The organism is Actinoplanes sp. NPDC051861 (genome assembly GCF_040681145.1).
Lineage (GTDB): Bacteria > Actinomycetota > Actinomycetes > Mycobacteriales > Micromonosporaceae > Actinoplanes.
Genome location: NZ_JBFAYE010000004.1, coordinates 310,686 through 335,604, shown reverse-complemented (window position 1 = coordinate 335,604; position 24,919 = coordinate 310,686). Strand labels below are relative to the sequence as shown.

Below are 24,919 nucleotides of genomic sequence, written 5' to 3'. Positions count from 1 at the left end.
CCTAGTCTCGACCGGGCATCGTCTATTCGGCCCCGCCAGGTCGAAGTGGCGGGGCGAAGGCACATCAATCGGGAGAAGCCGTCACCCGTGGTGGCGGAGAATCTCGACGTGGACGGTGAACTGATCGTGGTGGACGCCCCGTACTTAGAGGCGACTCCGCGTGACATTCGAGCGGAAACCAGGCACTGGAGGGGCGACAAATGACTGACGTGCAGACGAGGACCGACAATCAGCCGGAGCGCACTGACGCCACCTCGACACGGCGCGTCGTCCTGCTGAGCGCGGGCGCGCTCGGTGCCGGCGCGGTCCTGACCGCCTGCGGCACCGACACCAGCGGTACCAATCCGAACGGGTCGGACTTCAACAACGACCCGGCACCGGCCGGCAGCACCGGGGCTCAGGCGGACTCGGCCGGCGGCAACGCCGGGAAGGTGCTCGTGGCGGCCTCCGAGGTGACCGTCGGCGGCGGCGTGATCAAGGACGACCTGGTCATCACGCAGCCCGAGGAGGGGACCTTCAAGGCGTTCAGCAAGGTCTGCACGCACCAGGGCTGCGACGTCACCGAGATCACCGACGGCTCGATCCTGTGCAAGTGCCACAACAGCGCCTTCTCCATCAAGGACGGAGCGCCGACGGCCGGCCCGGCGGCCAAGCCGCTCGCCGAGACGCCGGTGAAGCTCGACGGAGACAACGTCGTGGCGGCCTGATCCGGCGGCATTGCGTGAGGCCGAAGGTCCGGGCCGTGGCGGCGGCACCGGACCTCCGGTCGGGCAATTCTGTCAGTCCCACGCACTAGTGTTGGAGTTGTGCCAGACCCGTCCACCTATCGTCCTGCTCCCGGTACGATCCCGGACGCCCCAGGTGTCTACCGATTCCGTGATCCGGCCGGCCGCGTCATCTACGTCGGCAAGGCGAAAAGCCTGCGTAACCGCCTGAACTCCTACTTCGCCGACGTGTGGTCGCTGCACGCGCGGACCCAGCAGATGGTCACCACCGCGGGCAGTGTGGACTGGGTCACGGTCGGGACCGAGGTGGAGGCGCTCCAGCTCGAGTTCTCCTGGATCAAGGAGTTCGACCCCCGCTTCAACGTGAAGTATCGGGACGACAAGTCGTACCCCTTTCTCGCCGTCACGCTGAACGAGGAGTTCCCCCGCCTGCAGGTGATGCGCGGCGCCAAGCGCAAGGGCGTCCGCTACTTCGGTCCCTACTCGCACGCCTGGGCCATCCGCGAGACCCTCGACCTGCTGCTGCGCGTCTTCCCGGCGCGGACCTGCTCGTCCGGCGTCTTCAAGCGGCACGGTCAGATCGGCCGGCCCTGCCTCCTCGGCTACATCGGCAAGTGCTCGGCGCCCTGCGTCGGCCAGGTCAGCGCGGACGAGCACCGCGCGATCGTCGACGACTTCTGCGACTTCATGGCCGGGCGCACCGACTCGTTCGTCAAGCGGCTCGAGCGCGAGATGATGCAGGCCTCCGAGGAACTGGAGTTCGAGCGCGCGGCCCGGCTGCGCGACGACATCGCGGCGCTGCGGCGGGCCATGGAGAAGCAGACCGTGGTGCTGGGCGACGGCACCGACGCCGACGTGGTGGCCTTCGCCGACGACCCCCTCGAGGCGGCCGTCCAGGTCTTCCACGTCCGCGACGGCCGGGTCCGCGGCCAGCGCGGCTGGGTGGTGGAGAAGGTCGAGGACCTCAGCACCGGCGACCTGGTGCACCACTTCTGCAGCCAGATGTACGGGGGTTCCGAAGGTGAGGGCGATGTCCCGCGCGAGCTGCTCGTGCCGGCCCTGCCGGACGACTCCGACGCGCTCGCCGACTGGCTCAGCCAGCACCGCGGCAGCCGGGTCAGCCTGCGTGTCCCGCAGCGCGGCGACAAGAAGTCGCTGATGGAGACGGTGGCGCGCAACGCGGCCGAGTCGCTGCAGCGGCACAAGCTGCGCCGCGCCGGCGACCTGACCACCCGCAACAAGGCTCTCGAGGAGATCGCCGAGGCCCTCGGCATGGACACCGTGCCGCTGCGCATCGAGTGTTTCGACGTGTCCCAGATCCAGGGCACCGACGTGGTGGCCTCGATGGTCGTGTTCGAGGACGGCCTGGCCCGCAAGAGTGAATATCGGCGGTTCGCCGTCCGCGGCAACCCCGACGGCAGCGGCACCGACGACCTCTCCGCGATGAGCGAGGTGCTGCGGCGGCGGTTCGCCCGGTTCAAGGCGCAGCCGGGAGCCGAGGGGCCGCGGGACCAGCCGGAGTCCGACGTCGCCGACGACGCCGCGGACGCCGCTCTGCACGGCTATCAGGCCACCAACGAGCTGCCGGGCATCGATCCCCTGACCGGCAAGGCGCGGCGTTTCGCGTACCCTCCCCAGCTTGTTGTTGTTGATGGCGGCCAACCGCAGGTGAACGCGGTCGCGGCGGTGCTCTCCGACCTCGGCATCACCGACGTGGCGCTGTGCGGGCTTGCCAAGCGACTGGAGGAGGTCTGGCAGCCCGGCGAGGACTTCCCGGTCATCCTGCCGCGCACCTCGGAGGCGCTCTACCTGCTGCAGCGCGTCCGCGACGAGGCGCACCGGTTCGCCATCACGTTCCACCGGCAGCGCCGGTCGAAGCGGATGACCGAGTCGGCGCTGGACTCCGTCGCCGGCCTCGGTGAGGTGCGCCGCAAGGCGCTGCTGCGGCACTTCGGGTCGCTCAAGCGGCTCGCCGCCGCCACTCCGGAGGAGATCGTGGAGGTGCCCGGGATCGGCCGCCGCACCGCCGAGTTGGTGCTGGCCGCGCTGAACCCGCCGGCGTCCGGCGACTGAGACGGGTGGCGGACATCCTGTCCGGCGGTCGAGGGGGGTTCTGACGGCCTAGGATGTTGTGTCCGCCCGCGCGAGGCGGGCGAACTCTCGCAGGAGGCGTGGTGACGGAAGCGATGCCGGACTTCGGGCCCGACGAGGTCGTGGAACCCGATGAGGCCGGTACCGATCTGGTGGTGGTGACCGGGCTCTCCGGCGGCGGGCGCAGCACGGTGGCCCGCGCCCTGGAGAACGTCGGTTTCTATGTCGTCGACAACCTGCCGCAGGCGCTCATGCTGGAGATGGCCGAGCTGGCATTCGCGGCCGGCGGTGCGGCCCGGCGGACCGCGATGGTTCTTGACGTACGCAGCCGCGCGTTCTCCACCGACCTGGCCGGCGCGGTCCGCGCGCTCAAGGAGCGCGGGTTCTCGCCGCGTGTGGTCTTCGTGGACGCCGACGACGAGGTGCTGATCCGGCGCTTCGAGTCGGTCCGGCGCTCGCACCCGCTGCAGGGCGACGGGCGGCTGGCCGACGGCATCGCGGCCGAGCGGAAGCTTCTGGCCGAGGCCCGCGAACAGTCCGATGTGATCATCGACACCAGCCACCTCAACGTGAATCAGCTGCGGCGCCGCGTCGAGGAGCTGTTCGGCGGCGAGGACTCCCGCCGGCTGCGGATCACCGTGCTCTCCTTCGGATTCAAGTACGGCCTGCCCCCGGACGCCGACTACGTGCTGGACGCCCGCTTCCTGCCGAACCCGTTCTGGGTGCCGGAGCTGCGCGAGCACACCGGCCTGGAGGAGGGCGTGAGCAGCTATGTGCTCGGGCAGGAGGGTGCGACCGACTTCGTCGCGACGTACGCGGGGCTGATCGCGGCGACCGCGCCCGGCTTCGAGCGTGAGGGCAAGCGCTACCTGACCGTCGCCATCGGCTGCACCGGCGGCAAACACCGCAGCGTCGCCATAGCCGAGGAACTGACCTCGCGGCTGTCCGGGATGCGCCTGTCCGCGCACTCCTCGCACCGCGATCTGGGGCGCGAGTGACGGCGCGGCCACCGATCCGGGTCGTCGCCTTCGGCGGCGGTCACGGGCTGAGCGCCTCGTTACGGGCGTTACGGCAGTCCGCCCGCGACCTCGACCTGGAGATCACCGCGATCGTCACGGTCGGCGACGACGGCGGCTCCAGCGGCCGGCTGCGCGTGGAGCGGGACGCCCTGTTGCCACCGGGAGATCTGCGGCAGGCGCTGGCGGCGCTCGCGGCGGACCACCCGACGACCCGGCTCACCGCGGACCTGATGCAGCACCGCTTCGCCGCGATGCCGGAGCCGGACGTCATCCGGTTGCCGGTCCAGCACATCGCGCCGGCTGCCCCGCATGTGGACCGGGTCGTGACTCGGGGGCCGCGGGTGGAACGGCGGGCCGACCGGAGCCGGGACAGCCTGGCCGGGCACGCGGTGGGGAATCTGCTGCTGCTCGGGCTGATCGAGATGCTGGGCGACCCGGTACGGGCCCTCGACCACGCGGCCGAGATGCTGGGCGCCCAGGGCCGAGTGCTCCCGATGGCGCTGCATGCCGTCGGGATAGAGGCCGACGTGGTGGCGGCGGACGGCACGGCCTCGACGATTCGCGGGCAGCACTCGGTGGCCGTGGCCGACGGCCGGGTGGCGGCAGTCCGGCTGGTCCCGGGAGACCCGCCGGCCTGCCCGGAGGCGATCCAGGCGGTCCACGCGGCCGACTGGCTGATCTTCGGTCCCGGCAGCTGGTACACGAGCGTGCTTCCCCACCTGCTGGTTCCGGAACTGGCCGCGGCGATCGTGGCGAGCCCGGCGCGCCGGCTGGTGACGCTCAACCTGAGCGCGGACAAGGAGACGACCGGTCTCTCCGCCGCCGATCACCTGGCCGCGCTCCGGCGATACCTTCCCTCCCTGCGGGTGGACGCGGTCCTGGCCGACGCCAAATGGGCAGGGGAGCCCGAACCGGTGCGGATGGCCGCTCAGGACCTGGGTGCCGAGCTCGTGTTGGCACCCGTGGCCGTTGCGGACGGCAGCCCACGGCATGATCCTCAGTCATTGGGTGTTGCACTGGTGCCAGTATTGGGCGCCGCTCGTTAATTACTGGCGTAGTAGTGCGGCACACACTGTTCAAGATCCGGCGCATGAGGTGACGTAATGGCGATGACGGCAGCAGTCAAGGACGAGCTGAGCCGGGTCGACGTACCCAAGCCCTGCTGTCGCCGGGCCGAGATGGCCGCGCTGCTGCGATTCGCCGGCGGCCTGCACATCGTCTCCGGCCGGGTGGTCGTCGAGGCTGAGCTGGACACCGGCGCGGTGGCCCGCCGCCTGCGCCGCGAGATCGCCGATGTGTACGGCTACCCCAGCGAGGTGCACGTCCTCGCCTCCGGCGGCCTGCGCAAGGGCAGCCACTACATCGTCCGGATCGTGAAGGACGGCGAGGTTCTGGCCCGCCAGACCGGCCTCCTGGACGTCCGCGGCCGCCCGGTCCGCGGCCTCCCGCAGCACGTGGTCAACGGCAACGTCTGCTGCTCGGTGGCCGCCTGGCGCGGTGCGTTCATGGCACACGGCTCGCTGACCGAACCGGGGCGTTCCAGCGCCCTGGAGATCACCTGCCCCGGCCCCGAGGCGGCCCTGGCACTGCGTGGCGCCGCCCGCCGGATCGGGATCACCGCCAAGGAGCGCGAGGTCCGCGGCGTCGACCGCGTCGTGATCAAGGACGGTGACGCGATCGCCGCGCTGCTGACCCGCATCGGCGCGCACTCCAGCGTGCTGGCCTGGGAGGAGCGCCGGGTCCGCCGCGAGGTCCGCGCCACCGCCAACCGCCTGGCCAACTTCGACGACGCGAACCTGCGCCGCTCCGCCCGTGCCGCGGTCGCCGCCGCCGCCCGCGTCACCCGCGCGCTGGAGATCCTCGCCGACGACGCGCCGAACCACCTGACCTCGGCCGGCCAACTGCGGCTGGAGCACCGCCAGGCCTCGCTGGAGGAGCTGGGCGCGCTGGCCGACCCGCCCCTGACGAAGGACGCCATCGCCGGCCGGATCCGCCGCCTGCTGGCGCTCGCCGACAAGCGTGCCCGCGACCTCGGTATTCCGGACACTGAGGCGGCCGTCACACCGGAGATGATGGCCTGCTGAACGGGGACCTTCGGCCCTGATCAAGCGCCGGTTGATCGACGATGCTTGACATGGTCACGCCGCCGTTGCGGTGATCCGCTTTAGGTAACGTTCAGGTCGCGCCCCGCCGCTCCGGGGGTGGGTGGACTCGGATAGGGTCACCAGTGACGGCGACGGTGCCGGCAGTTCGGCCGAACCCCCGCTGTGACGCCGCCAGCCATTTGCTGCGGCGCTTCGGCTCCCTCGGGCGCGGCGGCCGGGCGCCCTTGTGCCTGCCCACCATCTGGCCGGCATGCAGACCCCTCCGCCGGTCGCAGAATCCGGCGGACCGAAACGAGGAGACCACCTGTGACCATCCGGGTTGGCATCAACGGCTTCGGCCGTATCGGTCGTAACTTCTTCCGGGCGGTTCTCGCCTCCGGCGCCGACATCGAGATCGTCGGCGTGAACGACCTGACCGACAACGCCACGCTGGCTCACCTGCTGAAGTACGACAGCATCCTGGGCCGCCTGGGCCACGAGGTGAAGGCGACCGCCGACGAGATCACCGTCGGTGGCAAGACGTTCAAGGCGTTCGCCGAGCGCGACCCGAACAACCTGCCCTGGGGCGACCTGGGCGCGGACGTCGTCATCGAGTCGACCGGCTTCTTCACCGACGCCACCAAGGCCAAGGCCCACATCGACAAGGGTGCCAAGAAGGTCATCATCTCGGCTCCGGCCAAGAACGAGGACATCACGATCGTGATGGGCGTCAACGACAACCTCTACGACGCTGCGCAGCACACGATCATCTCGAACGCGTCCTGCACCACGAACTGCCTCGCCCCGATGGCGAAGGTCCTGAACGACACGATCGGGATCGAGAAGGGTCTGATGACCACGATCCACGCGTACACCCAGGACCAGAACCTGCAGGACGGCCCGCACAAGGACCTGCGCCGTGCCCGCGCCGCCGCGCTGAACATCGTGCCGACCTCGACCGGTGCCGCGAAGGCCGTCAGCCTGGTGCTGCCGGAGCTCAAGGGCAAGCTGGACGGCTTCGCGCTGCGGGTGCCGATCCCCACCGGCTCGGCCACCGACCTCACCTTCACCGCCGCTCGCGACACCACGGTCGAGGAGGTCAACGCCGCGATCAAGGCCGCCGCCGAGGGCCCGCTGAAGGGCATCCTCGTCTACACCGAGGACGACATCGTGTCGGCCGACATCGTGACCGACCCGGGCTCCTGCATCTTCGACGCCGGCCTCACCAAGGTCATCGGTGGCAACCAGGTCAAGGTCGTCGGGTGGTACGACAACGAGTGGGGCTACTCGAACCGCCTCGTCGACCTGGTCAAGCTGGTCGGGGCCTGATCAACCTTGAAGACTCTCGACGACTTGCTCGGCGAGGGTGTCTCGGGTCGGCGTGTCTTCGTGCGCGCCGACCTGAACGTCCCGTTCGACAAGACCAACCCGGGCGTGATCAGCGATGACGGCCGCGCCCGCGCGGTGCTGCCGACGCTGATCGCGCTGCGTGACGCGGGCGCCCGCGTGATCGTGGCGTCCCACCTGGGCCGCCCGAAGGGCGCGCCGGACCCCAAGTTCACCCTCGCCCCCGTGGCCACCCGTCTGGGCGAACTGCTCGGGTCGTCGGTGGTCTTCGCCTCCGACACCGTCGGCGCGGACGCGCAGGCCAAGGTGGCGGCTCTGCAGGACGGCCAGGTGCTGCTCCTGGAGAACCTGCGGTTCAACGAGGGCGAGACCTCGAAGGACGACGCGGTTCGGGGCGCCTTCGCCGACGAGCTGGCGAAGTTCGCCGACTTCTACGTCGATGACGCTTTCGGCGCGGTGCACCGCAAGCACGCTTCGGTGTACGACGTGCCGGCCCGTCTCCCGCACTACGCCGGCGGTCTCGTTCTGCGCGAGGTCGACGTGCTCAAGCGCGTCTCGGAGACGCCGGAGCAGCCCTATGTGGTCGTGCTCGGCGGTTCCAAGGTCTCCGACAAACTGGCCGTGATCCAGGCGCTGCTGCCCAAGGTGGACAAGCTCCTGGTCGGTGGCGGCATGTGCTTCACCTTCCTCAAGGCCCAGGGTCACGAGGTGGGTAAGTCGCTGCTCGAGGCCGAGATGATCGACACGTGTCGTGACCTGCTCGCGCAGGCTGATGGCCGGATCGTCCTCCCCGTCGACGTCGTCGCGGCGACCGAGTTCTCCGCCGACGCGGACCACGCCGTGGTGGATATTTCCGACATTCCCGGCGACCGGCTTGGACTGGACATCGGCCCGCAGTCGGTGGCGATCTTCGCTGACGCGATCGCGAGCGCGAAGACCGTGTTCTGGAACGGCCCGATGGGCGTCTTCGAACTGGCGCCGTTCGCCGCGGGCACCCGCGGTGTCGCCGAGGCGATCACCAAGATCGACGGCTTCTCGGTCGTCGGCGGCGGTGACTCCGCGGCGGCCGTGCGCACGCTCGGCCTGGACGAGTCCGCGTTCGGCCACATCTCCACCGGCGGGGGCGCGTCCCTGGAGTACCTCGAAGGCAAGACGCTGCCGGGCGTCGCCGCACTGGAGAAGTGATGGGTGACGTGACCCGTAAGCCGATCATCGCCGGCAACTGGAAGATGAACCTCAACCATTTCGAGGCCATCCTCCTGGTCCGCAAGCTGGCCGCCAGCCTGAACGCCGAGCAGCTCGACGCCGTCGAGACCGTGGTGCTGCCGCCCTTCACCGACCTGCGCAGCGTGCAGGCCGCGATCGAGGACGACAAGCTCAAGATCGGTTTCGGCGCGCAGGACGTGTCGCAGCACGCGTCGGGCGCGTACACCGGTGAGATCGCCGGCTCGATGCTCGCGAAGCTCGGTTGCACCTACGTGGTGGTCGGGCACTCCGAGCGCCGTGAGTACCACAACGAGGACGACGCGCTCGTCAACGCGAAGAACAAGGCGGCGTTCGCGGCCGGGCTCACCCCGATCTTCTGCGTCGGCGAGGGCCTGGACATCCGCGAGGCCGGCAACCAGGTCGAGCACGTGCTCGCCCAGGTCGACGCGGGGCTCGAGGGGCTCAAGGAAGACCAGGTCAAGCAGGTCGTCATCGCGTACGAGCCGGTGTGGGCGATCGGCACCGGCAAGACCGCGACGCCGGAGGACGCCCAGGAGGTCTGCGGCGCTATCCGGGCCCGGCTGGTCGAGAAGTTCGGCGCCGAGGTGGCCGAGGCGGTTCGCATCCAGTACGGCGGTTCGGTCAAGGCGGGCAACATCGCCCAGATCATGGCACAGGCCGACGTGGACGGTGCCCTGGTCGGCGGCGCCAGCCTGGACGCCGAGGGATTCGCCGCGATCGTCCGTTTCCCCGAGCACGTAGCTCGTTGATTTACACCGTGTGCCCGGTCGCTCGCTGCGGCCGGGCACCGGCTATTGTGGGACGGCTGCCTGTCCCCTGAGAGGAATGAACCCGACCATGCCGATCGAGTTCGCTTACACGTTGATCGTGTTGCTGATCATCACCAGCATCCTGCTGACGCTGCTGATCCTGCTGCACCGGGGTAAGGGCGGCGGCATGTCGAGCATGTTCGGCGGCGGCGTGACCTCCAGCCTGGCCGGTTCCTCGGTGGCGGAGAAGAACCTGGATCGTTACACCGTGCTGGTGGGCATCATCTGGTTCGCCTGCATTGTCGGGCTTGGCTTCTGGCTTAAAACCACGCTCGCCTGAACGCGCTCCGTAGTCGTACAATCTCCCGCGCGGCCGGTTTTCTCCGGCCGCGCGGTTTTTGTTCTCGCCGTCCGATTTCGGCGATCTTTGCAGGCCCCTCTCGACAGGAGTGACGTCCGTGTCCAGTGGCAGCGCCATTCGCGGCAGCCGTGTCGGCTCAAGCCCGATGCGCCCCGACGAGCGCAGCGAACCCGCACCTCGCCGCCAGGTCAGCTACTTCTGCGCCGCCGGCCATGACAGCCGGATCTGGTTCGCCGCAGAGGTGGCGGCCCCGGAGACCTGGGACTGCCCCCGGTGCGGGCAGCCGGCCGGCCTCGACCGGTCCAACCCCCCGGGCCGGTCACGCACCGAGCCCTACAAGTCTCACCTGGCGTATGTGAAGGAGCGCCGCTCCGAGGAGGATGCCGAGGCTATTTTGGCTGAGGCGCTCGCGAAGGTTCGTCAGCGGCGGGGTCGGGCGGAGTGAGGTAGGGCGAGTCGTTCTGCCGCTCCCGGGTTGGCCGGGGGTGGTAGAACGAACGTTCTCTCTCGCGGCGGTGGGCAGGCCAGGAGAACGAACGTTCTCTCTGGCGGTTGCTGGGCGAGGCAGAACGAACGTTCTCTCTGGAGGGCTGCCGGGCGAGGCAGAACGAACGTTCTCCCTCAAGCGGAGTGGGGCCGCCCTGAAGTGGCGGGGTGAGCCTAGAGCGGACCGGTATCCCGGCCCAGGTAGAGAGCGCCGGCATCCGGAACCGAGATGTCCCAGAAACCGAGCCGCCGATAGAAGGCGTAAGCGCCGGAATTCTCGGGTGCCATACCCAGGTGTACCCGGGAGACGCCTACGGCCCGCAGGCCCTCCAGGAACGCCGCCATGAGCCCCTTGCCGAGCCCGCGCCCCTGCCACTCCGGCAGCAGGTCGATGTGCAGGTGCGCCGGGTAGTCCACGAGCTCCGGCAGCAGCATCCGCTCCGGGTGATGGTGCAGGTCCAGCATGACCTCGTCGCGCGGGTCGCCCGGGGGATAGCGGCTCTCGGTTGCCGGTAGCCACTCCGAGCGGTACCACTTCACGAACGCGGCGGTGTCGGCGGTGCCGAGGATGTAGCCGACCGCGTTGCCGTCGCCGTCGTCGACCACGTGGGCGTGGGAGGGTTCGGCGGTTACGTACGGAACCGCCCATATGTCGCCGAGCATCCGGTCTGAGCTGTGATTGCCGCGGGCGTCGCCGCCGGAGGCTCCGGTGCGTACGCAGATGTCGTAGACGGCATCGAGGTCGGACGGGCGATAGTGGCGGATGATCGGCTGCACGGCCGCCAGTCTAGGTGTGTGGCGCGTGTCACTCCGGAAGCGCCAACCTCAGCGGCGGTCGTGCGTCTTGTCCTTCGGAAGAGCAATTGGCTGACGAAGGAGAGTCCGATGCGCGTTTCGACCCGAGGCCTGGCGGCGGCCGCCGGAGTGGTGGCGGTCCTCGCCGTGGGCGGCATGTCGGCGGCGGCATTCGCCGGCGACACCACCCCGGCGCCGGTCCCGCCGTCCCCGACGGTGTCTCCGACTCCGTCGAAGCCGGCGCCGGTCCCATCGTCCCCGACCGTGTCCCCGACCATGCCGAAGCCGGAGCCCACCCCGCCGTCCCCGACCGTGTCCCCGACCATGCCGAAGCCGGAGCCCACCCCGCCGTCCCCGACGGTGTCTCCGACCATGTCGAAGCCGGCACCGGTTCCGCCTTCCCCGACGGTGTCCCCGACCATGCCGAAGCCGGCTTCCCGCTGACCCGGCCGGTACCCTTCATCCTCCGCCCGACCCCCGCGAGGCCCCGCCTGTGATCCCAGCCTTGCCGTTCCCGCCGCTGCTCGCCTGGTTGCGCCGTGTCCTGACCGACGCCCCGGAACCCACCCGGGCCGCCGCCGGGCCGTCCGGGCCGCCCGCGATCAACGAGCTGTACCACGCCAGGCGCCTCAGCCTGGTCCGGCTCGCGGTGCTGATGGTCGACGACCTGCCCACGGCGGAGGACATCGTGCAGGACGTGTTCACGGCGCTCTACCGCAAGCATGGCGCGGATCTGCGGGCGGTCGCGGACCCGCACGCCTATCTGGTGGCCGGCGTGACGAACGCGGCGCGGTCGGCCCTGCGCCGCCGCCGCACCGCGCGGGCCTATGTCGCGCCGGCCGTCGGCGCCGCGCCGGCCGCCGAGGACGAGGCGCTGCTCGGCGAGGGGGATCGGGAGGTGCTGCGGGCGATGCGGGGGCTGACGCACCGGCAGCGCCAGGTGCTGGTGCTGCGGTACTGGTCGGAGCTCTCCGAGCAGGAGATCGCCGAGGTGATGCGGGTGTCCCGCGGCACGGTGAAGTCCACGGCGCACCGGGCGCTGTCCGTCTTGCGAGGGATCCTGGGGGAGCGATGACCGATGTGGAACAGCGAGTGCGAGGCGCCCTCGAAGCGCGGGCCGGCCAGATCACCGTGGAGCGGCTCCGCTTCGCCGAGCCGCCCACCATCGTGGTCACTCGCCGCCGATCGCGTCGCTGGTGGTGGCTGACGGTCCCCGCAGCGGCGGCCGTGGCGGCGGCGTTTGCCCTGTTCCCTGGCCCAGCAGAACCGGATCCCGTCCCGATTCTGCCGGCCGGCCCGCCGGCCGGCGCGCCGTCGTCCGACCCGTCTCTGATTCGCCCCACGGTCCCGCCCGCATTCCCGCCCACGCCCTCGTCCCCGACCGTGTCGCCGCATTCAGGGATCGAGCCGCCGGCCTCGTCACCGGCGCCGGTGGACGTCACCCCGGTGGGGTGACCCCGGGCCTCCGGGAAACTTGCGCGGCTGCCGCGCGGTCCAGGAGAAAGAGCGTTTTGCGTACGCCGTGAGCACGCGAAGCCGGCAGATCGGCACCGCTGAGCACGGCTCCGATCGGCTGTGCCTTGTCCGGGCCGGCCGCGATGAGCCACACCTCCTCGGCGCTCTGGATCGTCGGTACCGTGAGCGTGACGCGGGTGGGCGGGGGCTTAGGACTGTTGTGGACGGCCGCCGCCGTGCCCGTCTCCTGCAGGCCGGGGTGTCCCGGGAAGAGTGACGCCACGTGCCCGTCCTCGCCGACGCCCAGCATCAGCACATCGAAGCGGGGGAGCGGCGTCAGGGCGGAGGCGTAGCGTTCGGCCGCCGCCGAGGCGTCGTCGCCGTCCGGGCCGTCCGACGCCGGCATGGCGTGCACGCGGGCCGGGTCCAGGGGCAGCTTGTCCAGGAGTGCCTCGCGTGCCTGGGTCTCGTTGCGGTCCGGGTCGCCGGCGGGCAGGAAGCGCTCGTCGCCCCACCACAGGTCCACCCGGGACCAGTCGATCGCCGCCGAGGCGGGCAGTTCGCGGACCGCCCGCAGCACCTTCGCCGCGACCCGGCCGCCGGTCAGCACCACGCTCGCCGTGCCGTGCACCGCCTGGGCGTCGAGGATCCGGACGGCGAGCCGGGCCGCCACCGTGGACGCCAGGATGTCGGCGTCCTCCACAACCACGACCACGGTCTCAGTCAAAGCAGTCTCCTTCAAATGACGAGCCGCCCGCCGCAACGCGATGCGGCGGGCGGTCCTGAAGAAACAGGGTCAGGCGGGTGCGCTGGCACGGGCGGCCAGTGCCGGGTCCTTCCAGATGTGCACCCGCATCGGCGGCCGCTGGTCCAGGCCGTCCAGCCCGGCCATGGCGCCGAGCGCCTCCGCGTAGATCTGGTCGGCGTCGAGCCTGCGCAGCTCCTCGGCGAGTTCGTCGCCGACGGGCCGCTTCGGCAGCGGCATGTAGCGGTCCTCCTGGCCGGTACGGCTGAACAGCGCCGTGCCCTCCTCGCGGGTGACCCGGACGCAGTCCCCGTTCTCGCACTGCAGCTCGACCGAGTGCAGGCGCGGCGCCCGGTCGGTGTGCTCCAGCACCGGCTCGATGCCGAGGCGGGACTTGAGCCAGCCGAGCATCAGCCACGCGGTGGGGTCCTGGTGCGGTGCCACGATCTTCGCGCCGACGACCCGGGCCTCGGTGGTGTCGAACGCGCCGGCCACCAGGGTGCGCCAGAGCGTGATCCGGGTCCAGGTGAGGTCGGTGTCGCCGGGTGCGTAGTCGACCGCGCGCTGCCTGAGCGCGGCCACCGGGTCCGGCGACTGTGCGCAGTCGGTGATCCGCCGGTCCGCCACGACGCCCAGGAAGTCGTTGGCGATCATGTTGGGCGGTTCCTCGTGCCACCAGCTGACGACCGGGACGTCCGGTGCCAGCAGCGGCATGACGACCGACTCGGCGTGCAGGGCGAGTCGCCCGTACATCCGCATGACGACCGCCTCGGCGGGACCGAGACGCCCGCCCACGACGATCTCGGCGTCCAGTCGGCTGCGGCCGTCCAGATCGGAGCGGACCACGATGAGCAGCCGGCACGGGTGCGCGGCCGCGGCGATGGTGGCCGCCGCCTCGGCCTCGCGGACCTTCTTCTCCTCGACCACCGAGATGACGGTGAGCGCCAGGCCGGAGGCCACGCCGCCGGCGCTGCGCCGCTCAGCCGCCAGTGCCTTCACCACCTCGTTGCCGGTGGTGTCCCAAAGCCCGATCATGCTCGCCTCCACGAACGACCCTCGCGGGCCAGCAACTCGTCCGCCGCGCGCGGGCCCCACTCGCCGGCCCGGTACGGCTCCGGTTTGGTGCCCGCCCAGGCGGCCTCCAGGGGATCGATGACCCGCCAGGACTGCTCGACCTCGGCCGCGTCCGGGAACAGCGTCCGGTCACCGATGAGCACGTCCAGGACGAGCCTTTCGTACGCCTCCGGGCTCGACTCGGTGAAAGCCTCGCCGTACTGGAAGTCCATCGCGATGTCCCGGACCTCCATGGAGGTTCCCGGCACCTTCGACCCGAACTTGAGCACCACGCCCTCGTCCGGCTGGACGCGTACGACCAGCTGGTTGTGACCCAGCATCTCCACGTCGGCGGGGTCGAACGGCAGGTGCGGCGCCTGCTTGAAGAGGATCGCGATCTCGGTGACCCGCCGCGGCATCCGCTTGCCGACACGCACGAAGAACGGCACACCGGCCCACCGGCGGTTCTGGATGCCGAGCCGGACGGCCGCGTACGTCTCCGTGGTGGAGTCCGCGGGGATGTTCTTCTCCTCCAGGTAACCGGCGGCGCGTTCTCCGGCCACCCAGCCCGGAAGGTACTGACCGCGGACGGAACCCGTGGCGATGTCGGCGGGGAGGCTGATGGCCTTGAGGACCTTGAGCTTCTCCGCGCGTACCTCTTGGGGGTCGAAGCTTGTCGGCTCTTCCATGCCGACCAGCGCGAGCAGCTGCAGTAGATGGTTCTGCAGCACGTCGCGCGCGGCGCCGGAGGCGTCGTAGAACGCCGCCCGGGTGCCGATGCCGACGTCCTCGGCCATGGTGATCTGGACACTGTCCACGTACTTCGAGTTCCACACCGGCTCGAAGAGGCTGTTGGCGAAGCGCAGGGCCAGGATGTTCTGGACCGTCTCCTTGCCCAGGTAGTGGTCGATCCGGAAGACGTCCTGCGGGATGAAGACGTCGTCGACCAGCTGGTTGAGCTGGACCGCGCTCTGGTAGTCGTGGCCGAACGGTTTCTCCACCACGACCCGGCGCCAGCCACCGGACTTGGACGGATCCGCCATGCCGGTGCGGTTGAGCTGGTTGAGCACCAGCGGGAAGGCCGCGGGCGGGATGGAGAAGTAGAAGGCGGCGTTGCCGGTGATGCCGTTGCGCTCCTTCAGCTCGTCGAGGGTGCTCGCGAGCTGGTCGAACGCGGCGTCGTCGTCGAACGAGCCGGGAATGAAGTGGAACTGGCTGTTCAGCCGCTGCCAGACGTCCTCGCGCCACGGTGTGCGGGCGCCCTTCTTGGCGGCGGCATACGCGAGTGATTCGAACGAGCCGTCGCCCCAGTCCGGGCGGGCGAAGCCGAGAACCACGAAGCCGGGCGGCAACAGGCCACGGTTGGCCAGGTCGTACACGGCTGGGATGAGCTTCTTTCGGGAGAGGTCACCGGTGACCCCGAAGATGACCAGAGCGCAGGGCTCCGGGATCCGCGGAAGCCGACGGTCCTGTGCGGTACGCAGCGGATTACCCACGATGCCATCCTGCCAGTTTTTCGACGGAGGGAACGGCTCGTCGCGGTACTGCCCGCGACGAGCCGCCGATCGTTCCGGTCAGGCAGCGCCGCCGGGGTGCCCGGAGCCCTTCTCGGCCGCCTTGAGCGACTTGCCGACGCCCTCCAGCAGCTCCTTCCAGCTGGCCTCGAACTTGTCGACGCCCTCGTCCTCGAGGACCTTCACGACGTCGTCGAAGTCGATGCCGACCGCGGCCAGGTCGGCGAAGACCTTGGTGGCGTGGTCGTAGTTGCTGGTGATGCTGTCCTTCTTGGTGGTGCCGTGGTCCTCGAACGCGAAGATCACCGACTCCGGCATGGTGTTCACCGTGCCGGGCGCGATCAGCTCCTCGACGTAGATCGTGTCGGGGAACGCCGGGTTCTTGGTGGACGTGGAGGCCCAGAGCGGCCGCTGCGGGTGCGCGCCGGCCGCCTTCAGGGTGTTCCAGCGGTCGGTCGAGAAGACCTCCTCGTACGCCTTGTACGCCAGGCGGGCGTTGGCGATGGCCGCCGTGCCCTTGAGCGCCTTGGCCTCCTCGGAGCCGATCTTGTCGAGCCGCTTGTCCACCTCGGTGTCCACGCGCGAGACGAAGAAGGACGCCACCGAGCCGATCTTGGTCAGGTCGTGGCCGTTCGCCTTCGCCTGCTCCAGGCCGGACAGGAACGCGTCCATGACCGCCCGGTAGCGCTCCAGCGAGAAGATCAGCGTGACGTTGACGCTGATACCCGCCGCGAGGGTGGCGGTGATCGCGGGCAGGCCCGCGAGGGTCGCCGGGATCTTGATGAACAGGTTCGGGCGGTCCACCAGCCACCAGAGGGTCTTCGCCTCGGCGACGGTGGACTCGGTCTCGTGCGCCTTGCGCGGGTCGACCTCGATCGACACGCGGCCGTCGACGCCGGCGGACCGGTCGTACTCGGGGCGCTCGACGTCGCACGCCCAGCGGACGTCCTTGGCGGTCATCAGGCGGACGGCCTCCTCGACCGTCACCTTCTGCGCCGCCAGGTCGCGGAGCTGTTCGTCGTACGCGTCCGCGTCGGAGAGCGCCTTCTGGAAGATGCTCGGGTTCGTGGTCACGCCGACCACGTGCTGATCGGTGCGCAGCTTGTCCAGCGAGCCGCTGGTCAGACGCACCCGGGAGAGGTCGTCGAGCCACACCGCGACGCCCGCGGCGGACAGCTCAGCCAGCCTGTCGGTCATTTCCCTCAACTCCTGAAGTTTGTCGCAGGGTTTAGAAGTCAGTTACCCGTCTTGTGGCCGGTGATCTCGCCGACCTTGGCGAGGGAGGCGTTGGCCTTCGCGACGACGTTGTCAGCGGTGAAGCCGAACTGCTCGAAGAGGATCTTGGCGGGAGCGCTGGCGCCGTAGTGCTCGATGCTGACCGCCTCGCCGGCGTCGCCCAGGATGCGGTCCCAGCTCATCCGAATGCCGGCCTCGACGGTGACCCGGGCCTTGACGCCGCGCGGGAGCACCTCCTGCTGGTACGCGAGGTCCTGCTGGAAGAACCACTCCTGGCACGGCATCGAGACGACCCGCGTCGGCGTGCCCTGGGCCTCCAGGCGCTCCTGGGCGGTCAGCGCGTGCTGCACCTCGGAGCCGCTGGCGATCAGGATCACCTTGGGGCTGCCACCGGACGCCTCGGAGAGGATGTAGCCGCCCTTGAGGGTGCCCTCGGCGGACGCGTACTTCGAGCGGTCGATCGTGGGCAGGTTCTGCCGGGACAGCGCGAGCGCGGTCGGCCGGTCGGTGTGCTCCAGGGCGCCGCGCCAGGCCCACGCGGTCTCGTTGGCGTCGGCGGGGCGGACCACGTCGAGGCCGACGATGGCGCGCAGCGCGGTCAGCGTCTCGATCGGCTGGTGCGTCGGGCCGTCCTCGCCGAGACCGATCGAGTCGTGCGTCCAGACGTAGATGACCGGCAGCTTCATCAGCGCGGAGAGCCGGACGGCGCCGCGCATGTAGTCGCTGAAGACCAGGAAGGTGCCGCCGTACGGGCGGGTGCCGCCGTGCACCGCGATGCCGTTGAGGATCGAGCCCATGCCGTGCTCGCGGATGCCGAAGTGCAGCGTCCGGCCGTACTCGTGGCCGGGGAACTCCTTCGTCGCGTACTCCGCGGGGATGAAGGAGGGCTCGCCCTTCATGGTGGTGTTGTTGCTCTCCGCCAGGTCGGCGGAGCCGCCCCACAGCTCGGGCAGGACCGGGGCGAGCGCCTCCAGGATCTTGCCGGACGCGGCGCGGGTGGCCAGGCCCTTCTCGTCCGCCGGGAAGTCCGGCAGCGCCTTGTGCCAGCCCTCGGGCAGCGTCTTGGCGGCCAGCCGGTCGTGCAGCGCCTTGGCCTCGGCGTTACCGGCGGCCCAGGCGTCGAACGCCTTCTGCCACTCGGCGCGGGCCTCGCGGCCGCGGTCGACGACCTGGTGGGCGAACTTGACGACCTCGTCGTCGATGGCGAACGGCTCGGCCTCGAAGCCGAGCAGCTCCTTGGTGGCGGCCACCTCGGCGGCGCCCAGCGCGGAGCCGTGGATCTTGCCGGTGTTCTGCTTGTTCGGCGCAGGCCAGCCGATGATCGTCTTGAGGACGATGAAGGAGGGCTTGTCGGTCACCGCCTTCGCGGCCTGGATCGCGTTCCACAGCGCCTCGACGTCCTCGGTGTACGGGTCCGAGGCGCGCCAGTCGACGGTCTGCACGTGCCAGCCGTACGCCTCGTAGCGCGCGCCGACGTCCTCGGACTTGGCGATCCGGGTGTCGTCCTCGATGGAGATCTGGTTGTCGTCGTAGATCACCACGAGGTTGCCGAGCTTCTGCACCGACGCGATCGCGCTCGACTCGTGGCTGACGCCCTCCTCGATGTCGCCGTCCGAGGCGATCGAGTAGACGTAGTGGTCGAACGGGGACTGTCCCGCGGGGGCCTCCGGGTCGTACAGCCCGCGCTCGCGGCGGGCGGACATCGCCATGCCGACCGCGTTGCCGATGCCCTGCCCGAGCGGGCCGGTGGTGATCTCGACGCCGGGCGTGTGCCCGAACTCCGGGTGCCCGGGAGTCAGCGAGTCCCACTGGCGCAGCGACTTCAGGTCATCCAGCGACAGGCTGTAACCGCTGAGGAACAACTGAATGTAGAGGGTCAGGCTGGAGTGCCCGCAGCTGAGCACGAACCGGTCGCGTCCCGCCCAGTGCGGATCCGTCGGGTCGTGCCGCATGACGCGGTTGAAAAGCAGGTAGGCCGCCGGCGCGAGGCTCATGGCGGTGCCGGGGTGACCGTTGCCGGCCTTCTCCACGGCGTCCATGGCCAATACCCGGACGGTGTCCACGGCCTTGCGGTCGGAGTCGGACCAGTTGAGAGCGGGATCTGTGGCAGCCACGTCGGTTGTGCTCCTCGGGCAAAATTATGGAACCCTTTTCGGCTTGACCCTATCCAGTCGGGCTAAACACGTGCGCAGTGAACGCCCTAGGCACATACGCTGTGAGCGGACACGGCGGTTCAAGACCTGTGACCGTCTGCACCTGGACCGGGTGCGCCGAGCAGCGGAGACGGCTGCGCGTAGGCTGTCCGGGCGGGCCGCCGGGTCGTCACTCGGCAACGGCCGCGAAACAGAGCCGATGCCGGAAGGTGGCTGTCCGTGAGCATGATCACCGAGCGTCCTGTCCGCGGACGGACGCCCGGCGAGGTGGAGCGCGCCGCCGGCGCGCCACCCGTCGAGGCCCGCCGTGACCGGATGACGGTTCTCCGGGCCTACCTGGCCTTGACCAAGCCGCAGATCGTCGAGCTGTTGCTGGTCACGACCGTGCCCACGATGATGCTGGCGGCCGGTGGCTGGCCGGACCCGCTGACCTTCGCGATCGTCCTGATCGGCGGCGGGATGGCGGGCGGCGCGGCGAGCGCGCTCAACTGCTACATCGACCGCGACATCGACGAGCTGATGCGCCGGACGAAGCGCCGTCCACTCCCGGCACACCAGATCTCGCCGCGATCCGTGCTGATCTTCGGGCTCGTGCTGGCCGTGGTGTCGGTCGTCCTGATGGGCGCGTTCACCAACTGGCTGGCCACCGCGCTCACCGCGGCGTCGATCTTCTACTACGACGTCGTCTACACGCTCTGGTTGAAGCGCCGGACCCCGGCCAACACGTTCTGGGGTGGAGTGTGCGGCGCGGCACCGGTGCTGATCGGCTGGGCCGCGGTCACCGGCGACATCTCGGCGATGGCATGGGCGCTTTTCGCGGTTGTCTTCTTTTGGCAGATGCCGCACTTCTACGCGCTCGCGGTGAAGTACAAGGACGACTACGCACGGGCGGGCGTTCCGATGCTGCCCGTGGTCCGCTCGATGAAGCGGGTCAATCTCGAGATCCTTGTCTACACAGTCCTCACTGTGGTCACTTCGCTCGTGGTCTGGCCGCTCGGCCACGGCATCGGTCCTATCTACGGCGTCACCGCGATCGTGATGGGCGCCGTCTTCCTCGCCGAGGCGATCCGCCTGGTCTACCGGACCGCCGCGGGCAACCCGGTCAAGCCGATGCGGCTGTTCCACCTCTCCATCACGTACCTGACGGTGGTCTTCATGGCCGTGGCCGTCGACGCGCTCATCGGAGGGTGAGTATGCGTCGCACAGGATGCCCGGATTGCGACTAGTGTTAGTCACTGTCCGTCACTCGATAGCTTGATTGTCGTCGCTGGAACAAATCGGGCCTAATTGGCGCATAGCAATGCCCTGTGATCTCAAACCCGCTGGTAATGACAGTCACAAAACACCGGTGGAGTGCCACGGAAACACAGGATGACCTTTTAGGCTGCGCTCCATGGCAGAAGGTTCCGTTACGACGCTGACACGCGACATCCAGTCTTTCGCCGCCGAGCACGGCGGCGCCAAGGCCGTTGTGGAGTATGTCGGCAAGCGCGGCGCCCGCATCGTCCTCGTCGGTGAGGACGGTGAGTGGTCCGACCAGTTCGCCCAGGACACCGGTGTCGCCCGCGAGGCTTGCGAGCACGCCGGAGTGGCTGTGGAGAACGAGTGGGAGCGCGAGCTCCTGGAGCAGATGCGCCCCAGCAACGACCTGTGGCGCTCGATGGCTCGCCGGAGCATGGCCCGCTAGTGAGTACCGACGCCCGGGTAGCGCTCGTCACCTGCGCTATCTTCCCCGACCTCTGGGACGACGATCACCCCCTGCGCGACGCTTTGCGCGAGCGCGGGGTGATCGTCGAGGCGGTCCGCTGGGACGACACCGAGGCGGACTGGTCCCGTTACGACCTCACCGTGATCCGCTCGCCGTGGGACTACGTGGCACGGCGCGACGAGTTCGTCGCGTGGGCGAGCGGTGTGCCCCGGCTGGCCAACCCGGCCGACATCATCGCCTGGAACACCGACAAGACGTACCTGCGGGACCTCGCGGCGGCCGGCGTGCCGATCATCCCGACCGAGTTCGTCGCTCCCGGCGGCACGTGGACCCCGCCGGGCGAGGGTGAGTGGGTGGTCAAGCCCGCCGTCAGCGCAGGCGCCCACGACACCGTGCGCTATGAGCTTCCCGCTCAGCTGTCCCTCGCCGAGGCGCACGTCGAGCGGATCACCGGTGCCGGTGTCACCGCGATGGTCCAGCCCTTCCTCGCCGCCGTCGACAGCGCCGGCGAGACCGCCGTCCTGTGCACTCCGGACGCGAACGGCGAACTGACCTTCAGCCACGCCATCCGCAAGGGCCCGATCCTGCGGCCCGCAGGGCAGGGCGCGATCGACCTCGGCGACGAGGAGATCACGCCGCGCACGCCGTCCGCCGCGGAGCTGCGGCTGGCCGAGCAGGTTCTGGCAGCGGTGCCCGGTGGTGCGAAGCGGCTGCTCTACGCCCGCGTCGACATGATTCCCGGCCCGGACGGCGAACCCCGGCTGATCGAGCTGGAGCTCACCGAGCCGTCGCTCTTCCTGCTCACCGCGCCCGCCTCGGCCCCCCGCCTGGCCGACGCGATCATCTCCCGGCTCTGACCCCACGGCCACCCGCCTTGCCCCGGCGGCCGCGCTGCGGCCTCGCGTTGCAGCCGGCCGCGGGTCTGGAGCAGGCAGAGCGGGATTGCGCGTACATCCGCAAAGAAGGTCTTGGGCCGCTCAGGCCGCGGCGACCGCTTCCTTCCTCGCGGGAAGATCCGTGGGGGAGAGGGCCGGGCGCTCGCGGAGTGACCAGAGGACGGCGAGGGTGGCGACCCAGACCAGGCCGGAGCCGAGCATGTGCACGGCGACGAGGACGACCGGCAGATGCGTGAAGTACTGCACGAAGCCGACCAGGCCCTGGGCCAGCTCGATCCCGATCAGCACGAGAGCCGCTTTGACCGCCGCGGGTGGCGCCTGCACGGCCTTGAGCGCCAGCCACAGTGCCACCGAGAGGCCGATAAGCAGGAAGACCAGGTCGGCGTGCACCTGGGAGACGGTCGCCGGGTCCAGGCCGTTGCGCTTGGCGCCCTGGTCGCCGGAGTGCGGGCCGCTGCCGGTGACCACGACGCCGGCCGCGATGACCGCGAAGCTCACCAGCGCGGTGAGCCGGGCGAGCGTGCGCAGCGGTGCCGGCACCAGCGAGACCGGCTCGCCGTCGCCCTCGTCGATCCGGCGCCAGAACGCCCAGCAGCCGGCGATCAGCGCGACCGACAGGATGAAGTGCAGGCCGACCACCCACGGGTTGAGGTTGGTCAGCACGGTGATGCCGCCGACCACGCCCTGACCGGGGATGCCGAGCGCGACCAGCACCGAGAGGCGGGTCAGCGAGCGGCGCCGGTGGTTCAGCGCGCCGAGGAAGCAGGCGACGGCCAGGCCGACCAGGACCCAGGTGAGCATGCGGTTGCCGAACTCGATGACGCCGTGCACGCCCATCTCGCGCGTGGTGACGTAGGAGTCGTCGGTGCAGCGGGGCCAGGTGGGGCAGCCGAGGCCGGAGTTGGTGAGGCGCACGGCGGCGCCGGTGACGATCAGCGCGACGTTGGCGACCAGCGAGGCCAGGGCGAGCGGGCGCAGCAGGGCGCCGAGGCGTGCGGCAAGGCGGGTGGAGGCGAGCCAGGACGTCAAAGCGGACACGCGGGCATCGTACGCTCGTACCAGATCATGATTTTTCGCAGCTCCGGTCACCGGTGGGACGGATCACCAGCGTTCGGTTTGCAGCCCCGCGAGGAAATACGTAACGTTGCCGTAGTGAAATACGAGGTGCTGCTCCGGACCGGTGCGATGGCGTCCGCCACCGCCACGGACGGCCGCACCCGTGACCGGGTCGCCCAGCTGCTCCTGGAGCGTGGCACGGCCACCGCGGCGGAGCTCGGAGCCGAGCTGGGCCTGAGCCCGGCCGCCATCCGCAAGCACCTCGACGCGATGCAGGCCGAGCAGATGGTGGAGACCCGCGAGGTCCGCGTCTCCGGTCCGCGTGGCCGGGGACGTCCCGCCAAACACTTCATGCTGACCGCGGCGGCCCGCGAGGGCTTCCCGCACCACTACGACGGCATCGCCACCGCCGCGCTGCGCTGGATCGCCGAGCACCACGGGCCGGAAGCGGTCAGTGCGTTCGCCGCCTCTCAGGTCGCCGGCCTCCAGGAGCGTCTCGCGGCCGCACTGCGGTCGGCCGGCGAGGAGCCGATGGCACGGGCGGAGGCGCTCGCTGAGGCGCTCACCGCCGAGGGCTACGCTGCCAGCGCGACCACGATCGCGTCCGGCGGGCAGCTGTGCCAGCATCACTGCCCGGTGGCCCACGTGGCTGCCGAGTTTCCTCAGCTGTGCGACGCCGAGACCGAAGTCATCTCCCGGCTCATCGGCACCCACGTGCAGCGACTTGCCACCATCGCGCACGGCGACGGGGTGTGCACCACGCACATTCCCGCAACCACGGTTAGGACAGATACACATGACTGACCAGATCGTCACTCAGGAAGAGCACCTCGCGGCTCTTGGTCGGTATGAATACGGCTGGGCCGACACCGACCACGCGGGTGCGACGGCGCAGCGTGGCCTGTCCGAGGCCGTGGTGCGCAACATCTCGGCGCTGAAGAACGAACCGCAGTGGATGCTGGACCTGCGGCTCAAGGGCCTGCGCCTGTTCGACCGCAAGCCCATGCCGAACTGGGGCGCCGACCTCACCGGCATCGACTTCCAGAACATCAAGTACTTCGTGCGCTCCACCGAGAAGCAGGCCGCCACATGGGACGACCTGCCCGAGGACATCAAGGCGACGTACGACAAGCTCGGCATCCCCGAGGCGGAGAAGCAGCGCCTCGTCGCCGGCGTCGCCGCGCAGTACGAGTCGGAGGTCGTCTACCACGCGATCCGTGAGGACCTCGAGGCGCAGGGCGTGCTCTTCCTCGACACCGACACCGCGCTGAAGGAGCACGAGGACCTCTTCAAGGAGTACTTCGGCACCGTCATCCCGGTCGGCGACAACAAGTTCGCCGCGCTGAACACCAGCGTGTGGTCCGGCGGCTCGTTCATCTACGTGCCGAAGGGCGTGCACGTGGACATCCCGCTGCAGGCCTACTTCCGGATCAACACGGAGAACATGGGCCAGTTCGAGCGGACGCTGATCATCGCGGACGAGGACAGCTACGTGCACTACGTCGAGGGCTGCACCGCGCCGATCTACTCGTCCGACTCGCTGCACTCCGCGGTCGTCGAGATCGTCGTGAAGAAGAACGCGCGGGTGCGCTACACGACCATCCAGAACTGGTCGAACAACGTGTACAACCTGGTCACCAAGCGCGCCACCTGCGAGCAGGGCGCGACCATGGAGTGGGTCGACGGCAACATCGGCTCCAAGGTGACGATGAAGTACCCGGCGGTCTACATGACCGGCCCGCACGCCAAGGGCGAGGTGCTCTCGATCGCCATGGCCGGCGAGGGCCAGCACCAGGACTCCGGCGCCAAGATGGTGCACGCCGCGCCGCACACCTCCTCGACGATCATCTCCAAGTCGATCGCCCGGGGCGGTGGCCGCACGAGCTACCGCGGTCTGGTGCAGGTCCTCGAGGGCTCGTCGAACTCGAAGAGCACGGTCAAGTGCGACGCGCTGCTGGTCGACACGATCTCCCGGTCGGACACGTACCCGTACGTCGACATCCGCGAGGACGACGTGAACATGGGCCACGAGGCGACCGTGTCCAAGGTCAGCGAGGACCAGCTCTTCTACCTGATGAGCCGGGGCCTCACCGAGGACGAGGCGATGGCGATGATCGTGCGCGGCTTCATCGAGCCGATCGCCAAGGAGCTCCCGATGGAGTACGCGCTGGAGCTGAACCGCCTGATCGAGCTGCAGATGGAGGGTGCGGTCGGCTGAC

Annotated in this window: 25 protein-coding genes; 18 read left to right on the top strand and 7 right to left on the bottom strand. The window is 69.8% G+C overall.

From position 1 onward, the window contains the following. Positions 1-200 precede the first annotated feature (200 nt). The 10 genes from AB0M02_RS15745 to AB0M02_RS15700 all read left to right on the top strand — a co-directional run bounded on the left by AB0M02_RS15745 (position 201) and on the right by AB0M02_RS15700 (position 10,048). Positions 201-707, top strand: a complete 507-nt coding sequence (locus tag AB0M02_RS15745; protein ID WP_364226884.1) for a Rieske (2Fe-2S) protein — start codon at positions 201-203, stop codon at positions 705-707. Positions 708-806: 99 nt separating this feature from the next. Continuing rightward, the gene (gene uvrC / locus AB0M02_RS15740) at positions 807-2,798 is read left to right on the top strand and encodes an excinuclease ABC subunit UvrC (protein ID WP_364226882.1); all 1,992 of its coding nucleotides are present in this window, start codon (positions 807-809) and stop codon (positions 2,796-2,798) included. A 113-nt stretch (positions 2,799-2,911) separates the two neighbouring features. Beyond that, complete coding sequence (gene rapZ / locus AB0M02_RS15735; protein WP_364227469.1) at positions 2,912-3,814, top strand: RNase adapter RapZ; 903 nt, start codon at positions 2,912-2,914, stop codon at positions 3,812-3,814. After that, positions 3,811-4,881: a 2-phospho-L-lactate transferase CofD family protein gene (locus AB0M02_RS15730; RefSeq protein ID WP_364226879.1), complete on the top strand. Its 1,071-nt coding sequence runs from the start codon at positions 3,811-3,813 to the stop codon at positions 4,879-4,881. Before rapZ ends, AB0M02_RS15730 begins: the two co-directional genes overlap by 4 nt. A gap of 57 nt (positions 4,882-4,938) precedes the next feature. Further along, positions 4,939-5,919, top strand: a complete 981-nt coding sequence (gene whiA, locus AB0M02_RS15725) for a DNA-binding protein WhiA (RefSeq protein ID WP_364226877.1) — start codon at positions 4,939-4,941, stop codon at positions 5,917-5,919. Between the two features lie 327 nt (positions 5,920-6,246). Beyond that, positions 6,247-7,248 (top strand): type I glyceraldehyde-3-phosphate dehydrogenase, encoded by a 1,002-nt coding sequence (gene gap / locus AB0M02_RS15720; RefSeq protein WP_364226875.1) that lies wholly within the window; start codon positions 6,247-6,249, stop codon positions 7,246-7,248. A gap of 6 nt (positions 7,249-7,254) precedes the next feature. Continuing rightward, the gene (locus AB0M02_RS15715) at positions 7,255-8,451 is read left to right on the top strand and encodes a phosphoglycerate kinase (RefSeq protein ID WP_364226873.1); all 1,197 of its coding nucleotides are present in this window, start codon (positions 7,255-7,257) and stop codon (positions 8,449-8,451) included. Then, a complete protein-coding gene (gene tpiA, locus AB0M02_RS15710) occupies positions 8,451-9,242 on the top strand; it encodes a triose-phosphate isomerase (protein ID WP_364226871.1) in 792 nt (263 codons plus the stop codon). The genes AB0M02_RS15715 and tpiA overlap by 1 nt, the downstream gene beginning before the upstream one ends. An 88-nt stretch (positions 9,243-9,330) precedes the next feature. Then, the gene (gene secG, locus AB0M02_RS15705) at positions 9,331-9,582 is read left to right on the top strand and encodes a preprotein translocase subunit SecG (RefSeq protein ID WP_364227466.1); all 252 of its coding nucleotides are present in this window, start codon (positions 9,331-9,333) and stop codon (positions 9,580-9,582) included. A 118-nt stretch (positions 9,583-9,700) separates the two neighbouring features. Then, a complete protein-coding gene (locus tag AB0M02_RS15700; RefSeq protein WP_364226869.1) occupies positions 9,701-10,048 on the top strand; it encodes an RNA polymerase-binding protein RbpA in 348 nt (115 codons plus the stop codon). 215 nt (positions 10,049-10,263) lie between these two features. On the opposite strand, the gene AB0M02_RS15695 is transcribed toward AB0M02_RS15700, so the two are convergent. Beyond that, on the bottom strand, positions 10,264-10,866 hold the full coding sequence (locus tag AB0M02_RS15695) for a GNAT family N-acetyltransferase (RefSeq protein ID WP_364226867.1): 603 nt from the start codon (positions 10,864-10,866) through the stop codon (positions 10,264-10,266). A 108-nt stretch (positions 10,867-10,974) separates the two neighbouring features. On the opposite strand from AB0M02_RS15695, the gene AB0M02_RS15690 reads away from it, so the two are divergent. The 3 genes from AB0M02_RS15690 to AB0M02_RS15680 all read left to right on the top strand — a co-directional run bounded on the left by AB0M02_RS15690 (position 10,975) and on the right by AB0M02_RS15680 (position 12,339). Next, positions 10,975-11,328 carry a hypothetical protein gene (locus AB0M02_RS15690; RefSeq protein ID WP_364226865.1) on the top strand — a complete coding sequence of 118 codons (354 nt, stop codon included), beginning with the start codon at positions 10,975-10,977 and terminating at the stop codon, positions 11,326-11,328. Positions 11,329-11,389: 61 nt separating this feature from the next. Further along, positions 11,390-11,959, top strand: coding sequence for a sigma-70 family RNA polymerase sigma factor (locus AB0M02_RS15685; protein WP_364226862.1), 570 nt, complete (start codon positions 11,390-11,392; stop codon positions 11,957-11,959). Beyond that, positions 11,956-12,339, top strand: a complete 384-nt coding sequence (locus AB0M02_RS15680) for a hypothetical protein (RefSeq protein WP_364226859.1) — start codon at positions 11,956-11,958, stop codon at positions 12,337-12,339. Before AB0M02_RS15685 ends, AB0M02_RS15680 begins: the two co-directional genes overlap by 4 nt. Here the strand turns inward: AB0M02_RS15680 and pgl are convergent. From pgl to tkt, 5 genes are all read right to left on the bottom strand, one after another. Continuing rightward, entirely contained in the window at positions 12,323-13,066 is a 744-nt protein-coding gene (pgl, locus tag AB0M02_RS15675) for a 6-phosphogluconolactonase (protein WP_364226856.1), read from the bottom strand. The two genes, AB0M02_RS15680 and pgl, sit on opposite strands and share 17 nt — an antisense overlap. Positions 13,067-13,135: 69 nt before the next feature. Continuing rightward, the gene (locus AB0M02_RS15670) at positions 13,136-14,119 is read right to left on the bottom strand and encodes a glucose-6-phosphate dehydrogenase assembly protein OpcA (RefSeq protein ID WP_364226853.1); all 984 of its coding nucleotides are present in this window, start codon (positions 14,117-14,119) and stop codon (positions 13,136-13,138) included. After that, positions 14,116-15,633 (bottom strand): glucose-6-phosphate dehydrogenase, encoded by a 1,518-nt coding sequence (gene zwf, locus AB0M02_RS15665; RefSeq protein ID WP_364226851.1) that lies wholly within the window; start codon positions 15,631-15,633, stop codon positions 14,116-14,118. The genes AB0M02_RS15670 and zwf overlap by 4 nt, the downstream gene beginning before the upstream one ends. Positions 15,634-15,711: 78 nt before the next feature. Beyond that, positions 15,712-16,848 (bottom strand): transaldolase, encoded by a 1,137-nt coding sequence (gene tal / locus AB0M02_RS15660; protein WP_364226849.1) that lies wholly within the window; start codon positions 16,846-16,848, stop codon positions 15,712-15,714. Between the two features lie 38 nt (positions 16,849-16,886). Next, positions 16,887-19,001, bottom strand: coding sequence for a transketolase (gene tkt, locus AB0M02_RS15655; protein ID WP_364226847.1), 2,115 nt, complete (start codon positions 18,999-19,001; stop codon positions 16,887-16,889). Between the two features lie 264 nt (positions 19,002-19,265). Between tkt and AB0M02_RS15650 the strand changes: the two genes are divergently transcribed. From AB0M02_RS15650 to AB0M02_RS15640, 3 genes are all read left to right on the top strand, one after another. Continuing rightward, the gene (locus AB0M02_RS15650) at positions 19,266-20,231 is read left to right on the top strand and encodes a heme o synthase (protein WP_364227463.1); all 966 of its coding nucleotides are present in this window, start codon (positions 19,266-19,268) and stop codon (positions 20,229-20,231) included. A 202-nt stretch (positions 20,232-20,433) separates the two neighbouring features. Continuing rightward, positions 20,434-20,727, top strand: a complete 294-nt coding sequence (locus tag AB0M02_RS15645; RefSeq protein ID WP_364226844.1) for a hypothetical protein — start codon at positions 20,434-20,436, stop codon at positions 20,725-20,727. After that, entirely contained in the window at positions 20,727-21,605 is an 879-nt protein-coding gene (locus AB0M02_RS15640) for a hypothetical protein (RefSeq protein ID WP_364226841.1), read from the top strand. The genes AB0M02_RS15645 and AB0M02_RS15640 overlap by 1 nt, the downstream gene beginning before the upstream one ends. Before the next feature lie 120 nt (positions 21,606-21,725). On the opposite strand, the gene AB0M02_RS15635 is transcribed toward AB0M02_RS15640, so the two are convergent. Continuing rightward, positions 21,726-22,673 carry a COX15/CtaA family protein gene (locus AB0M02_RS15635; protein WP_364227460.1) on the bottom strand — a complete coding sequence of 316 codons (948 nt, stop codon included), beginning with the start codon at positions 22,671-22,673 and terminating at the stop codon, positions 21,726-21,728. Positions 22,674-22,829: 156 nt separating this feature from the next. Between AB0M02_RS15635 and AB0M02_RS15630 the strand changes: the two genes are divergently transcribed. Together AB0M02_RS15630 and sufB are read left to right on the top strand one after the other, a co-directional pair. Continuing rightward, positions 22,830-23,504 (top strand): HTH domain-containing protein, encoded by a 675-nt coding sequence (locus AB0M02_RS15630; RefSeq protein WP_364227457.1) that lies wholly within the window; start codon positions 22,830-22,832, stop codon positions 23,502-23,504. Then, complete coding sequence (gene sufB, locus AB0M02_RS15625) at positions 23,497-24,918, top strand: Fe-S cluster assembly protein SufB (RefSeq protein ID WP_364226839.1); 1,422 nt, start codon at positions 23,497-23,499, stop codon at positions 24,916-24,918. Before AB0M02_RS15630 ends, sufB begins: the two co-directional genes overlap by 8 nt. Position 24,919: the final 1 nt, after the last annotated feature.

Excerpts from the sequence above, each read along its gene's own strand:
- AB0M02_RS15745 (WP_364226884.1), top strand. The coding sequence starts at position 201 with ATGACTGACGTGCAGACGAGGACCGACAATCAGCCGGAGCGCACTGAC.
- rapZ (WP_364227469.1), top strand. The coding sequence starts at position 2,912 with ATGCCGGACTTCGGGCCCGACGAGGTCGTGGAACCCGATGAGGCCGGT.
- whiA (WP_364226877.1), top strand. The coding sequence starts at position 4,939 with ATGGCGATGACGGCAGCAGTCAAGGACGAGCTGAGCCGGGTCGACGTA.
- tpiA (WP_364226871.1), top strand. The coding sequence starts at position 8,451 with ATGGGTGACGTGACCCGTAAGCCGATCATCGCCGGCAACTGGAAGATG.
- secG (WP_364227466.1), top strand. The coding sequence starts at position 9,331 with ATGCCGATCGAGTTCGCTTACACGTTGATCGTGTTGCTGATCATCACC.
- AB0M02_RS15690 (WP_364226865.1), top strand. The coding sequence starts at position 10,975 with ATGCGCGTTTCGACCCGAGGCCTGGCGGCGGCCGCCGGAGTGGTGGCG.
- AB0M02_RS15680 (WP_364226859.1), top strand. The coding sequence starts at position 11,956 with ATGACCGATGTGGAACAGCGAGTGCGAGGCGCCCTCGAAGCGCGGGCC.
- AB0M02_RS15670 (WP_364226853.1), bottom strand. The coding sequence starts at position 14,119 with ATGATCGGGCTTTGGGACACCACCGGCAACGAGGTGGTGAAGGCACTG.
- tal (WP_364226849.1), bottom strand. The coding sequence starts at position 16,848 with ATGACCGACAGGCTGGCTGAGCTGTCCGCCGCGGGCGTCGCGGTGTGG.
- AB0M02_RS15650 (WP_364227463.1), top strand. The coding sequence starts at position 19,266 with ATGATCACCGAGCGTCCTGTCCGCGGACGGACGCCCGGCGAGGTGGAG.
- AB0M02_RS15645 (WP_364226844.1), top strand. The coding sequence starts at position 20,434 with ATGGCAGAAGGTTCCGTTACGACGCTGACACGCGACATCCAGTCTTTC.
- AB0M02_RS15630 (WP_364227457.1), top strand. The coding sequence starts at position 22,830 with ATGGCGTCCGCCACCGCCACGGACGGCCGCACCCGTGACCGGGTCGCC.
- sufB (WP_364226839.1), top strand. The coding sequence starts at position 23,497 with ATGACTGACCAGATCGTCACTCAGGAAGAGCACCTCGCGGCTCTTGGT.